The organism is Nonomuraea sp. NPDC049646 (assembly GCF_044465525.1).
Taxonomy (GTDB): Bacteria; Actinomycetota; Actinomycetes; order Streptosporangiales; family Streptosporangiaceae; genus Nonomuraea.
This window is the reverse complement of sequence record NZ_JBITLU010000016.1, coordinates 135,624-148,982: the sequence shown is the minus strand read 5'-3', so window position 1 is coordinate 148,982 and position 13,359 is coordinate 135,624. Positions and strand designations below refer to the sequence as shown.

11 protein-coding genes are annotated in these 13,359 nt (G+C 70.1%); 5 read left to right on the top strand and 6 right to left on the bottom strand.

Translation table 11 applies throughout. From position 1 onward, the window contains the following. Window positions 1–57: 57 nt before the first annotated feature. Window positions 58–1,263 (bottom strand): amidohydrolase, encoded by a 1,206-nt coding sequence (locus ACIBQ8_RS38685; protein ID WP_397178067.1) that lies wholly within the window; start codon window positions 1,261–1,263, stop codon window positions 58–60. A gap of 117 nt (window positions 1,264–1,380) precedes the next feature. Here ACIBQ8_RS38685 and ACIBQ8_RS38680 point away from each other — a divergent pair, with 117 nt between their 5' ends. The 3 genes from ACIBQ8_RS38680 to ACIBQ8_RS38670 are packed head-to-tail and all read left to right on the top strand — an operon-like array spanning window position 1,381 to window position 2,788. Further along, the gene (locus ACIBQ8_RS38680; RefSeq protein WP_397178068.1) at window positions 1,381–1,845 is read left to right on the top strand and encodes a hypothetical protein; all 465 of its coding nucleotides are present in this window, start codon (window positions 1,381–1,383) and stop codon (window positions 1,843–1,845) included. A gap of 29 nt (window positions 1,846–1,874) precedes the next feature. Beyond that, window positions 1,875–2,273: an ester cyclase gene (locus tag ACIBQ8_RS38675; protein ID WP_397194531.1), complete on the top strand. Its 399-nt coding sequence runs from the start codon at window positions 1,875–1,877 to the stop codon at window positions 2,271–2,273. A 29-nt stretch (window positions 2,274–2,302) separates the two neighbouring features. After that, window positions 2,303–2,788 (top strand): TIGR03618 family F420-dependent PPOX class oxidoreductase, encoded by a 486-nt coding sequence (locus ACIBQ8_RS38670; protein ID WP_397178070.1) that lies wholly within the window; start codon window positions 2,303–2,305, stop codon window positions 2,786–2,788. On the opposite strand, the gene ACIBQ8_RS38665 is transcribed toward ACIBQ8_RS38670, so the two are convergent. Continuing rightward, window positions 2,736–4,139 carry an MFS transporter gene (locus ACIBQ8_RS38665; protein ID WP_397194530.1) on the bottom strand — a complete coding sequence of 468 codons (1,404 nt, stop codon included), beginning with the start codon at window positions 4,137–4,139 and terminating at the stop codon, window positions 2,736–2,738. The two genes, ACIBQ8_RS38670 and ACIBQ8_RS38665, sit on opposite strands and share 53 nt — an antisense overlap. Before the next feature lie 99 nt (window positions 4,140–4,238). Between ACIBQ8_RS38665 and ACIBQ8_RS38660 the strand changes: the two genes are divergently transcribed. Together ACIBQ8_RS38660 and ACIBQ8_RS38655 are read left to right on the top strand one after the other, a co-directional pair. Then, window positions 4,239–6,800, top strand: a complete 2,562-nt coding sequence (locus ACIBQ8_RS38660; protein WP_397194529.1) for a glycosyl hydrolase family 18 protein — start codon at window positions 4,239–4,241, stop codon at window positions 6,798–6,800. Between the two features lie 165 nt (window positions 6,801–6,965). Next, window positions 6,966–7,826, top strand: a complete 861-nt coding sequence (locus tag ACIBQ8_RS38655; RefSeq protein ID WP_397194528.1) for a glycerophosphodiester phosphodiesterase — start codon at window positions 6,966–6,968, stop codon at window positions 7,824–7,826. A 73-nt stretch (window positions 7,827–7,899) separates the two neighbouring features. On the opposite strand, the gene ACIBQ8_RS38650 is transcribed toward ACIBQ8_RS38655, so the two are convergent. From ACIBQ8_RS38650 to ACIBQ8_RS38635, 4 genes are all read right to left on the bottom strand, one after another. Continuing rightward, window positions 7,900–10,719, bottom strand: coding sequence for a vitamin B12-dependent ribonucleotide reductase (locus ACIBQ8_RS38650; protein WP_397194527.1), 2,820 nt, complete (start codon window positions 10,717–10,719; stop codon window positions 7,900–7,902). Further along, window positions 10,716–11,171, bottom strand: a complete 456-nt coding sequence (nrdR, locus tag ACIBQ8_RS38645) for a transcriptional regulator NrdR (protein ID WP_103955744.1) — start codon at window positions 11,169–11,171, stop codon at window positions 10,716–10,718. The genes ACIBQ8_RS38650 and nrdR overlap by 4 nt, the downstream gene beginning before the upstream one ends. Window positions 11,172–12,182: 1,011 nt before the next feature. Beyond that, complete coding sequence (locus ACIBQ8_RS38640; RefSeq protein ID WP_397194526.1) at window positions 12,183–12,641, bottom strand: hypothetical protein; 459 nt, start codon at window positions 12,639–12,641, stop codon at window positions 12,183–12,185. Between the two features lie 121 nt (window positions 12,642–12,762). Next, window positions 12,763–13,014, bottom strand: a complete 252-nt coding sequence (locus tag ACIBQ8_RS38635) for a hypothetical protein (protein ID WP_397178076.1) — start codon at window positions 13,012–13,014, stop codon at window positions 12,763–12,765. Window positions 13,015–13,359: the final 345 nt, after the last annotated feature.

Genomic DNA, 13,359 nt, shown 5'->3' with positions numbered 1-13,359 from the left:
ACTCAGTGCACCTACTATGAGCGTTCCCGGCCGTCGCGCACTTGACAGTCGCCTACATCACCGTGACTCGCGGTAATAGGGATCGGCCACGACGGATTCCCCGTCCACGTAGGAGTACACCTCACGCCCGGCGATGAACACCCTCAGCGCCCGGCTCATCACGTCGAGCGGGTCGCCCGACCAGATCACCACGTCGCCGTCGAGGCCGGGACGCAGCGAGCCCACCCGGTCGTCGAGGCCCATGATCCGGGCCGGGTTGACGGTGATCGAGCGCAGCGCGGTGTCCCGGTCGAGCCCTTCCTTGACGGCGAGCGTGGCCTGGTGGACGAGGAAGTGGATGGGCACCACCGGATGGTCGGTGGTGATCGCCAGCTCGACCCCGGCCCGCGCGAGGATGCCCGGGTTGCGCAGGGCGCGCTGCCGCAGCTCGACCTTCGACCGGCTGGTGAACAGCGGGCCGATGATGACCGGCACGTTCCGCTCGGCCAGCGTGTCGGCCAGCAGGTGGCCCTCGGTGCCGTGGTTGAGGATCAGCCGGTGGCCGAACTCGTCGGCCAGGCGCAGCGCGGTGGCGATGTCGTCGGCGCGGTGCGCGTGCTGGCACCACGGCAGCTCGCCGTCGAGCACCCGGACCAGGATCTCCAGCGTGCCGTCGCGGTCGAACGGCTTGTCCTCGCGCTCGGCCGCGGCCTTCCTGGCCTTGTAGTCCTGCGCCTTCATGAGGGCGTCGCGGATCACCGCGGCCACGCCCTGCCGGGTGGAGGGCAGCTTCTTCTGGTCGCCGTAGACGCGCTTGGGGTTCTCCCCCAGCGCGCTCTTGACGCTCACCGGCTCTCTGACCAGCATCTCGTCGACCGACCTGCCCCAGCACTTGACCGCGACCGTCTGGCCGCCGATCGGGTTGCCCGAGCCCGGCTTGATCACGACCGTGGTGACGCCGCCGGACAGCGCGTCGGCGAAGCCCTGGTCGGCCGGGTTGATGGCGTCGAGGGCGCGCAGCCGGGCCCCGTTGGGGTCGGTCATCTCGTTGGTGTCGTTGCCCGCCCAGCCCTCGGCCTCCTCGTACACGCCGAGATGGCCGTGCGCCTCGACGAAACCGGGCAGCACCCAGCCGCCGTCCGCGTCCACGACGGTGGCGGAGCCGGGGATGGTCACGTCCCGCCCCACGGCGACGATCTTCCCGTCCTCGACCAGGACGGCGCCGCCCTCGATGGGATCTCCGTCGACCGGTACGACATATCCGTTGATGATGGCGAGAGTCATGACGGCAACCTACCGGTGCCACGCTTTCCCCCGTAAAGCCTGGACCGATAACCAGATTTCGGGCATGCTTGTCGAGATCTTCAGTCAAGGCCAATCGAAAGGGACGTACTGGTGCGCATGCCCGCAAAGGCAATCCTTCTGACGGCGGCGATCGGTCTCAGCGGCGTTCTGGCGACCCCGGCGAACGCCACGGCCGCGAGCACCCCGCAGGGCGTCTGCGGATCGGGCTTCGGGCTCGTCTCCGGCGGCGCGAAGCCCGTCAAGACCCAGGGCGGCAAGCGCTACGGCACCGTCTACCTCCTGTACAACCGCGGCACCGGCCAGAACTGCGTGGTCACCATCAAGTCCAGCTTCATCGGCTCGAAGACGCAGATGAGCGCCAGGCTCACCGTCATGCCCAAGCCGCACAAGGACGAGAAGGAGGACCCGATCATGCGCATCGACGCCGGCAAGTTCGGGCAGTACGCCGGGCCGGTCAAGTACTGGGCCAAGGGCGCCTGCGTGAAGTTCTGGGGCACGATCCAGGGCACCGACGGGTCCATCGCCGGCGGCGGCCGTACCAGCTGGGGCAACTGCGGCTAGCGGCCTCCCGCGCGGGTAGTCGTGCCGCCATGCTGACCGAACTGTACGAGCGCTGGCTGCTCGAACTGTGGAACGGCGACCTCCCCCTGGCGCACGACCTGGTGACCCCCGGGTTCGTCGGCCACTGGCCCGGCGCGGACGTGCACGGCCCCGACGGGCTGATCGAGGCGATCCGGCAGGGCCACGAGCCGTTCGACGACGTCCGGCTCACGCTCGACGTGGGCCCGGCCGTCGACGGCGACCTGGTCGCCGCCCGCTGGACGTTCACCGGCGCCTACCGGGGCGGCCTGCCCGGCGCGAGCGCCCCGACGGGCACCCCCGTCTCCTTCTCCGGGCACGACCTCCTGCGTGCCACGGACGGACGATTCTCCGAATACTGGGTGATCTCCGACGTCCAGTCGTTGTCCCGACAACTCGGGATAGGCTGACATCTTCGCATCACGACGGGGGTCGAAGGATGTCACAGGAGGCCATGGGGTCGATGGGGGCGATGGGCGCACAGCCGCTGGAGCTGCCCGAGGAGGACCTGTCAGCGCTGCTCGCCGGCCAGCGCTTCGGCGCGCTCGCCACCAACGGCGGCGGCGGCCGTCCGCAGTTGTCCACGGTCGTCTACACCTGGGACCCGCCGCGGCGGGTGGTGCGCATCTCGACCGTCGCCGACCGGCTCACCGCGCGCCGCCTGCACCAGGATCCCCGCTGCGCGCTCTACGTCACCAGCGACGACTTCGGCTCCTACGCCGTCGCCGAGGGCGAGGCCGAGCTGTCCCCCGTGAGCGACCGGCCGGGTGACGAGGTGGGGCTGGAGCTGCTGGCCATGCAGCCGTCCTTCGGTGACGCCGCGGGCGAGCTGGCGTTCCTGCACCGGATGGTCGCCGACCGCCGGCTGGTGGTCAGGATCCGGGCGAGACGGCTCTACGGGGCCCTGCTCCCGGCGCCTTCCTGATCGCGCGCCGCCGGTTGTAGGCCACCATCGCCACCACCAGCAGGATCAGCGCCAGATCGATGGCGGCCGACCAGCGCATGGCCCGCGCGTGGTGGCCGCCCTCGGCGACCGCGAAGTAGACCGCCCCGATCACCGCGACGCCGCCCGCGCCGGCGAACTGCTGCGCCGTGCTGAGCACGCCCGACCCGATGCCGGCCTGGTACGGCGCGACCTCCACCAGCGCCGCACCGATGAGCCGCGGCAGGACCAGTCCGTTGCCCGAGCCCACGAGCACGAGCGCGACCATGACGTACGGCAGCCCCCACCCGGCCCCGGCCACCAGCAGCGCCAGCCCCAGGGCGGTGACCAGGCCGCCGATCATGACGACTACCAGCCCGTACCGGCCGACCAGGCGGGTGCCCAGCAGCGAGGTCACGGTGAACAGCACGCCCATCGGCGCGAAGGCCAGGCCCGCCTGGAACGCGGTGAGCCCGAGCCCGTTCTGCAGCAGCAGCGTCAGCGTGAACATGAACGAGGCGAAGTACGCCATGAACGCGACGATCGCCCCGACGCCCGCCAGGTAGGAGTGGACCTTGAGCAGGCCGAGGTCGAGCACCGGCTGCCCGCCCCTGGCGGCCAGCGTCCGCTGCCACCACCAGGTCAGCGCGAACACCGGCGCGCTCGCGGCCATGGCGGCCCACGTCCAGGCGGGCCAGCCCAGGCTGTTGCCGAGGCCGAGCGGCACCAGCAGCAGCGCCAGCCCGGCGGCCAGCCCCGCCGCGCCCGGCAGATCGAACGCGACGGGCTCGCGCCGGTCGGCCTCGGGCAGCAGCCACCGGGCCAGCGGCACGACGACCAGGCCGACCGGCAGGTTGATCAGGAAGATCACCCGCCAGCCGAGGCCGAACACGTCGGCGGTGAGCAGCAGGCCGCCGAGCACCTGGCCGGCGATGGAGCCGAGGCCGCCGGCGGCGCCGTACCAGCCGAGGGCGCGGCCGCGGCGCTCCGGCGGGTAGACGGCCGAGATCATGGCCAGCACCTGGGGCACCATGACGGCTCCCGCCAGGCCCTGGAGCAGGCGGGCGGCGACCAGCCAGGCGGCGCCGGGCGCGAGGCCGCACAACACCGAGGCGACGGTGAACCCGGCCACGCCGAGGACGAACAGCCGCCGGTAGCCGTGACGGTCGCCGAGCCGGCCGCCGGTGATCATGCCGGCCGCGTACGTGAACGCGTACCCGGCCACGATCAGCTCCAGGGCCGCCGGACCGGCGCTCAGGTCGTGCTCGATGGCCGGCGCGGCCACGTTGACCACGAAGAAGTCGAACTGGGCCATGAACCACGCCGACAGCAGGACCGGCAGCACCCCTCGCATCTTGTCAGGCTAGATCAGACAGGCTCTTGCAAGTTGAGTGGGAGGGGCTTACGATCCGCGTAATTGTTAGGAAACTTTCTTTAAAGAAAGGTCCTTGACGTGCGCCGATTAGTCACCCCCCTGATCGCCGTTCTCGTGATCATCGGCATGTGCACCCTTCCCGCACAGGCTGCGAGCCGCCTCATCGCCACGTTCTCCCTCTCCGGGAACACCGGCACCTTCCTGGTGAGCAACCCGGGCACGACCGCCGTCAGCGGCTGGTCGATCGTCTTCGAGCTGCCGTCCGGGGTCACCGCGAGCAACCCCCAGAACGCCACCATCCGCCAGAACGGCACCAAGGTGACGCTCACCCCCGCTTTCTACATCAACACCGTGCAGGCGGGGAAGAACACCGAACCCTACAGCCCCAAGGTGACGCTGAGCTCGGCCGTCCAGCCGACGAGTTGCCTGATCAACGGCGCCAACTGCGACGGCACCGGCGGCGACCCGCCCACGAAGCCGCCGGTCAGCGCCACCTACGACGTCAGCGGCACCTCGGCCAAGTTCATCGTCGCCAACAACAGCACCACCGCGCTGAACGGCTGGTCGATCGTGTTCGAGCTGCCCGCGGGCGTCACCGCGAGCAACGCCCAGAACGGCTCACTCACCCAGAGCGGGCGGACCGTCACCCTGACCCCCGTCCACTACAACACCACCGTGAACGCGGGCGCGACCACCGAGCCCTACAGCCCGAGCTTCACGGTGAGCACGGCCAACGCCGAGCCGACGAGCTGCCGGATCAACGACGTCAACTGTGACGGCACCCCCGACGCGCCGCCCGGCGCCCCCGGGAACCTGCGCTCGCCGGTCAAGACCACCAAGACCGTCTCGCTCGCCTGGGACGCCGCCACCCAGGGCAGCCTGCCCATCGTCGGGTACGAGATCTACAACGGCTCCGCCCTGGCCGCCTCGGTCACCGAGACCTCCGGCACGGTCTCCGGCCTGACGCCGAACACCGAGTACACGTTCACCGTCAAGGCCAAGGACCGCAAGGGCACCCTGTCGGCCGCCTCGGCGCCGATGAAGGTGACCACCCGCAACCCGGCCGACGACTCCCAGGCGCCGTCGGTGCCGTCGGGCCTGCGCAGCACGGCCAAGACGTCCAGCAGCGTCACGCTGTCCTGGACGGCCTCCACCGACAACACCGGCGTGGCCAACTACGACGTCTTCACCGGCTCGACCCTGGCCACGACCGTCACGGGCACGACGGCGGTCGTCTCCGGCCTGTCCCCCTCGACCGAGTACTCCTTCACGGTCAAGGCCCGCGACCTGTACGACAACCTCTCCGCCGCCTCCGCCCCGGTGAAGGTGACGACGTCGGACATCGTCGAGACCGGGTACGCCCGCGTCGGCTACTTCGTCCAGTGGGGCATCTACGGCCGCCAGTACTTCGTCCGCAACCTGGACACCACCGGGGCCGCGGCGAAGCTGACCCACATCAACTACGCCTTCGCCAACATCGACCCCAAGAACCTGACCTGCCTGCAGGGCGTCACCAAGGGCACCACGTCCGACCCGCAGGACCCGAGCCAGGGCGACGGCGCCGGTGACGCCGAGGCCGACTACGGCAGGCCGTTCAGCTCCGCCCAGTCGGTCGACGGGGTCGCCGACACCGGCTGGGAGAAGCTCCAGGGCAACTTCAACCAGCTCAAGAAGCTCAAGGCGAAGTATCCGAACCTCAAGGTGCTGATCTCGCTCGGCGGCTGGACGTACTCCAAGTACTTCTCCGACGTGGCGGCGACCGACGCCTCCCGCAAGAAGTTCGTCGCCTCCTGCATCGACACCTACATCAAGGGCAACCTGCCCGACTACAACGGCAAGGGCGGTCCGGGCACGGCCGCGGGCATCTTCGACGGCATCGACCTCGACTGGGAGTGGCCGGGCGCCGAAGGGCACGCGGGCAACCACATCGGCCAGAACGACAAGGCCAACAACACGCTGCTGATCGCCGAGTTCCGCCGCCAGCTCGACGCGCTGACGACGACGACCGGCAAGCGGTACCAGCTCACGGCGTTCACCCCGGCCGACCCGGCCAAGATCGCCGCCGGCTGGGACCTGCCCGAGGTCGCCAAGTCGCTGGACATCTTCAACATCCAGGGCTACGACTTCCACGGCGCGGGCAGCGACAACTCCTGGGAGCCGAACCGCACCGGCCACCAGGGCAACCTGTACCTCGACGCGGACAGTCCGTACAACCCGGACTTCAGCGTCGAGAAGGCCGTGGACGTCTACCTCCAGGCCGGCGTCAACCCCCGCAAGCTGACCATCGGCCTGGCCTACTACGGCCGCGGCTGGCAGCAGGTGACCGACGGCGGCAAGGCCGGCGAGTGGCAGGACGCGCACGGCGCGGCTCCCGGCCAGTTCCAGGAGGAGGCGGGCACCCGCGGCTACAGCAACCTGCTGGCCATGGTGCCCGGCTGCACGGTCCGGCACGACGAGGCCGCCGTCGCCACCTACTGCTACACCGGCAACAACGGGCAGTGGTGGACGTTCGACGACGCCTGGTCGATCGGCAAGAAGACGGCCTGGCTGAAGAGCAAGGGCCTGCTGGGCGCGATGATCTGGGAGATGTCCGGCGACCCGGGCGTCCTCACCACCGCGCTGGACGCCGGACTGAAGTAGCCGGTGTCAGCTGAGGGCGGGCCGCCGCGGGCGGCCCGCCCTCACGCATGTCCGCGTGTCGAAGTCTCATCGGTTGGGCACCGCTGCGTTACTCTGCCCTCAACTCACGGTCATCCTTGCTGGTCATGGTCGGGGTTGTCGGTCTCTCCCCCACCGAGGAGATCCATGTTGCGGCGACTCGCCCTGTTCCTGCCCCTCGCCCTCCTCCCCCTGGCCTCCCCGCCCGCCGCCGCCGTCGACACTGCGGTCGACACTGCCGTCGACACTGCGGTCGGCGCGGTGCTCAACGTCGCCCATCGGGGCGCGTCGGCGTACGCGCCGGAGAACACCGTCGCAGCCTTCCAGCTCGCCGCCCGCCAGGGGGCCGACCTGTTCGAGCTGGACGTCCAGGAGACCAAGGACCACGAGCTGGTCCTGATGCACGACACCACCCTCGCCCGCACCACCGACGCCGAGCGCGCCCTGCCGGGCCTGGCGCCCTGGCGGGTGCGCGACCTCACGCTCGCGCAGATCCGCAGGCTGGACGCGGGCTCCTGGTTCGACCGGGAGTACACCGGCGAGCGGGTGCCGACCCTTCAGGAGGCGCTGCGCGCGACGGCCGGATCCCGCGCCGGGATGCTGCTGGAGGTCAAGGAGCCGAAGCTCTACCCGGGCATCGAGGCCCGCATCGTCCGCGCGCTGCGCGCCGAGCCCTCCTGGCTCGCGCCGGGGCGGCTGGTGGTGCAGTCGTTCGACTGGGACTCGATGCGCGCCTTCCACCGGCTGCTGCCCGGCGTGCCGATCGGGCTGCTCGGCACGCCGGGCGCCGCCGCGCTGCCCGGCCTGGCCCGGTTCGCCGACCACGTCAACCCGCCGTACGCCGCGCTCACGCCTTCGTACGTGAAGCTGGCCCACGAGCACGGCATGAAGGTCTTCGCCTGGACGGTCGACAGCCCCGACGTCATGCAACGCCTGGTGACGTACCAGGTGGACGGCATCATCACCGACAAACCCGACGTCCTGCGCGACCTGCTGACCGGAGCCTGACCCCCGGAACGCCGATGAGGGGGCCCGTTCCCGGGCCCCCTCATCTCAGTTCAGCGTCGAACCAAGCGGACGATCAGCTGCAGCCGCTGGTCGAGCCGCAGCCCTCGCACACGTAGCAGCTTCCGGCCGGCCGCATCTTGGTGCCGCAGGTCATGCAGAGCGGCGCGTCGGCGGTGAAGCGCTGGTGGCTCTCCAGCGTCAGCTCCCGGACCGGCTCCTCCTTCGGCTCCTCCTTGGGCTTCTCGATGGGCGCCGACTGGGCCAGCGCCTCCCGGTCGACCGCCTCCGGCAGCGCCGCCGGGTCCTCGCCGCGCTGCTGCGCGGCGCGCTCGGCCGCCGAGAAGATGCCCAGCGCCGCCCGCTCGTCGTAGGGCAGGTGGTCGAGGGCCAGGCGGCGGAAGATGTAGTCCATCACCGACGTGGCCATCCGGATGTCCGGGTCGTCCGTCATGCCTGCCGGCTCGAACCGCATGTTCACGAACTTGCTCATGTACGTCTCCAGCGGCACCCCGTACTGGAGGCCGATGGAGATCGCCACCGAGAAGGCGTCCATGACGCCCGCCAGCGTCGAGCCCTGCTTGGACATCTTGAGGAAGACCTCGCCGAGCCCGTCGTCAGGGTAGGACGAAGCGGTCATGTAGCCCTTGGCGCCGCCCACGGTGAAGCGGGTGGTCATGCTGGGACGCTGGTTGGGCATGCGCCGCCGGGTCGGCCGGTTGACCTCGATGACCTTGACCTCGGGCTCGGCCTCGACGGCCTTCGGCTCGTCCTTCTTGGCGCCGTTGCCGGCCGACAGCGGCTGGCCGACCTTGCAGTTGTCGCGGTAGACGGCCAGCGCCTTCAGGCCGAGCTTCCAGCCCTCCAGGTAGACCTGCTCGATGTCGTCGATCGTGGCCGACTCCGGCAGGTTGACCGTCTTGGAGATCGCGCCGGACAGGAACGGCTGGGTCGCCGCCATCATCCGCACGTGGCCCATGGGCGCGATGGCCCGCTCGCCCATCGCGCAGTCGAACACCTCGTAGTGCTCGGTGCGCAGGCCGGGGGCGTCGACGACGTGGCCGTGCTCGGCGATGTACTCGACGATGGCCTCGATCTGCTCCTGCTGGTAGCCGAGCTGCCTGAGCGCCCGCGGGATCGTCTGGTTGACGATCTGCATCGAGCCGCCGCCGACCAGCTTCTTGAACTTGACCAGCGCGAGGTCGGGCTCGATGCCGGTGGTGTCGCAGTCCATCATCAGGCCGATGGTGCCCGTGGGGGCGAGCAGGCTGGCCTGGGCGTTGCGGTAGCCGTTCTTCTCGCCGACCTTCAGGCACTCCGACCACTGGCGCGACGCCTCGGCGTGGATCTTCGCGTCCATGGTGCCGACCGTGCGCAGGTTGTCGTTGGCGGCGGCGTGCTTGCGCATGACCCGCTTGTGCGGCTCGGCGTTGCGGGCATAGCCGTCGTACGCGCCCACCACCCCGGCCAGCTCGGCGCTGCGCCGGTAGGACACACCGGTCATCAGCGACGTGATCGCCCCGGCCACAGCGCGGCCGCCGTCGGAGTCGTAGGCGTGGCCCGTGGCCATGAGCAGCGCGCCCAGGTTGGCGTAGCCGATGCCGAGCTGGCGGTAGGCCCGCGTGGTCTCGCCGATGCGCTCGGTCGGGAAGTCGGCGAAGGTGATCGAGATGTCCATCGCGGTGATGATCAGCTCGGTCAGCTTGACGAAGTCGGCGACGTTGAAGGTGTTGTCGTCCTTCAGGAACTTCAGCAGGTTGATGCTGGCCAGGTTGCACGAGGAGTTGTCCAGGTGCACGTACTCCGAGCACGGGTTGCTGGCGGTGATCCGGCCGGTCTCCGGCGTGGTGTGCCAGTCGTTGATCGTGTCGTCGTACTGCACACCCGGGTCGGCGCACTCCCAGGCGGCCTTGGCCATCTTGCGGAAGAGGTCCTTGGCCTCGATCTTCTCGATGACCTCGCCGGTCAGGCGGGCGCGCAGGCCGAACTGGTCGCCCTTCTCCACCGCGCGCATGAACTCGTCGGAGACCCGCACCGAGTTGTTGGCGTTCTGGTACTGGACGGAGACGATGTCCTTGCCGCCCAGGTCCATGTCGAAACCGGCGTCACGCAGGGCGCGGATCTTGTCCTCTTCGCGCGCCTTGGTCTCGATGAACTCCTCGATGTCGGGGTGGTCGACGTCGAGCACGACCATCTTGGCCGCCCGGCGCGTCGCGCCGCCCGACTTGATCGTGCCCGCCGAGGCGTCCGCGCCGCGCATGAAGCTGACCGGCCCGCTGGCCGTGCCGCCGCTGGAGAGCAGTTCCTTGGACGAACGGATGCGGGACAGGTTGACGCCCGACCCCGAACCGCCCTTGAAGATCACGCCCTCTTCCTTGTACCACTCCAGGATCGACTCCATCTGGTCGTCCACGGAGAGGATGAAACAGGCGCTGACCTGCTGCGGCGAGGCGGTGCCCACGTTGAACCAGACCGGCGAGTTGAACGCGAAGACCTGGTGGACCAGCGCGTGCTTGAGCTCGTGGTCGAAGATCTCGGCGTCCTCGTCGCTGGCGAAGTAGCCGTGCTCGACGCCCGTGCGGGTGTAGACGCCGACCACCCGGTCGACGAGCTGCTTGAGGCTCCACTCGCGCTGCGGCGTGCCGACCGCGCCGCGGAAGTACTTGGTCGTCACGATGTTGGCCGCGTTCACCGACCAGAACTCGGGGAACTCGACACCCCGCTGCTCGAAGTTGATCGAGCCGTCGCGCCAGTTCGTCATCACGACGTCACGGCGCTCCCACTGGACCTCGTCATACGGGTGCACGCCGGGCTTCGTGAAGATCCGCTTCATCCTCAGCCCCTTACGCGGCCGCTTACCCCCGCGCGCCACTGAACCGCTGGCCGTGTCCGTCATGACTCCCCCTTCTCCGCCTTCAACTGTGAGATCTCGGCCTCGAAGTCCGCCAGGCTCTCGAAACCGCGATAAACCGACGCGAATCGCAGGTAGGCCACCTCGTCGAGCTCCCGGAGCGGGCCGAGGATCGCCAGGCCCACCTCGTTCGACGGCAGCTCGGCCGCGCCCTTGGCCCGGATGGCCTCCTCTACCCGCTGCCCGAGCTGCGCCAGCGAGTCCTCGCTGACCGGCCTGCCCTGACAGGCCCGCCGCACGCCCGCGACGACCTTGTCCCGCGAGAACGGCTCCGTCACCCCGCTACGCTTGCTCACCATCAGCAGGACGGTCTCCTGCGTGGTGAACCTGCGCCCGCACTCGGGACAGGTGCGGCGGCGCCTGATGGCCGCGCCGTCGTCCGTGGACCGGCTGTCGATGACCCTGGTGTCAGGGTGGCGACAGAACGGACAGTGCACGGCTTCGCCTCCTCGACCCGCCCGGCCCACCACACGCGTAAAACCCTCGCCGCGGTACGCTCGCGCACGCCCCACGGCTCGCCATGGTGCGGTCACGGAAACACAAGGTGTGGTGAACCGACATCGGTGTAACTACTAGATGTTGTGGTCCAACCGTAGAAGCGCGCGACCATGAACGCAAGTTGAGCAACACCGTGGAGCTGAAGTCGCTGATCAGCCCCTCAGTCACACGGGCCCCGGGCGTGTCGCCCCGGCCGGCCCCTCGCGCGCCTCACCCGACCGGCCCCGTCGCCCCCGACGGCGACCAGCCCAAACAGGCCCCACAAAGGTACCGGAGCCCACGGCCTCCCCCCACCTCCCACCACCCCCGAAGCCCCCTCCCCTACCCCCACAACTCACCCCAGAACCCCGCAGCAGCCCCCCTTCTCACCGACGCGCGCGGAACGCAGGGCGCCGACGCGCGCGGAACGCAGCGCCTCGCCCTGGCGCCCCCTTGCCCCCACCCTCTAGGTCCTGCTCCTTTGACCCGATCCGACCCCGTCGCCACCGGACGGCCCGCATCCTTGAGTTCGCCCTAACCCCTCGCCCACTGGGTCCTGCTCCCTTTGGCCCCCCCAGACGGCTCACCCCTTTGAGCCAACCCCTGTCCCCAGAGGCCCCGCTTCTCAGCACTCCAATGCGCGCGCCACATCACGATCACGGTTGGGATCTGCCCCTCGCCGACCACCCATCGCCCGGTGCCCCTGAGCCGCCGCACCGGCGCCGCCGCGCGGCTTGTAGAGGCAGTGTCGAGCAGTTGCCTAATGGCGACAGGAGGCCAGTTCGTTGAAAGTACCCAACCAGCCGCCAGGGGCAGCGCTGCGGCAGCGGCCACCGCACGATCTTCGGGTGTCTTCACGGACTCCGAATGATCGCGCGGTGGCCGTCTCCATGCGCCCCCCTACGCCTCAAGATCGCCGAGCGTCACTGACGCTCTGGATGGTCACCCCACGCGGTGGCGGACCGAGCGCGTCACGGGCACTTCGCGCGCATCGTGGGGCTCCAGCCGTTGTGGACGACGTACTTGCTTCCCGCGTAGTAGCTGACCTGGCCCTGCAGGCGGTAGGTGAAGGTGTCCCCCCGCTTGCAGCCCTTGTACAACGTCCTCTTGCCGGCCCCGTACCAGGAGGCGCTGGAGATGTTCTGCCAGCCCCACCAGCGCTTGCGCTGCAGCATGATCTTGACGCGCTGGTTGCTGGAGCAGCCAATCGCCCAGCCCGTCGCGGCCACGTGTCCCTTGCGCATCTCCGGACGGTACACACGCACCTCACGGCAGGACATCGTCGCCGAGCCGGCCGCCGCGCCAGCCGTGGTGACGGTGGCGGCGGAGGTCTGGGCGCCGGTCTGGACGGAGGCCTGCGCAGGGGCGCCCGCCGTCAGAGCCGCGGCGGCGACCGCCGCACCGACGACCATCGTGTTGAACGTTCGCATCGAGTTCTCCTTGGTGCTCGTCGTACTGGACACCGCGAAGGTAGCCAGGCCGATGTTGAGAACCTGTGGAGTGCCTGTTGAGCGACCGCTCGGCCAGGTGTCCTTCGGCGCGACTGCTCCCTCAGCCGACCGCCGCCCACGGCGAGCTCGCCCGGCCGGGCAGCCCGGCACTGACGGCCGCGCGGCCAGGCACCTCGGCGCCCACCGTGGAATCGCCGGACACCCCGACGCCCGCAGCCGCGTGCCCGGCCGCCCGCGTCCCGAGCCAGAAGCCGCCCAGGGACAGCGACACCATCACCACCACCAGCAGCACGATCCGCCCCCGGCGGGTCAGCCGCACCGGAGGAGCCGGAGCCTTTACGCCAGTCCCCACAGAAGCCACCCCGGCACCCCGCCCCCGCCGTCGCCGCGACGTACGACGACTCCGCACAAGCCCCGCACCGTCACCGGCCGGAGCACTTTCCGCCCCCACAACACGTCCCAACATCTCCCGCCCCCTGCGAGCCTCATCGTCACCAGAACCCCCGTTCCTCCGCGCCCCCCGGCGCCGCGAGCCCCCCGGCCCGCTCACCACTTGCCCCCGATCCCGGCCCATGGCCTCCCCGGAGCGCGACCCCCGTGCAATCAACCGCTCCGCCGTCCGTCCCGAGCGCCGCCCCTGCCCGCCCAGCCGCTCGCCCCTCTTGCGGCGTCGCCCCTCTGTCTCGGGCTGCTCGGG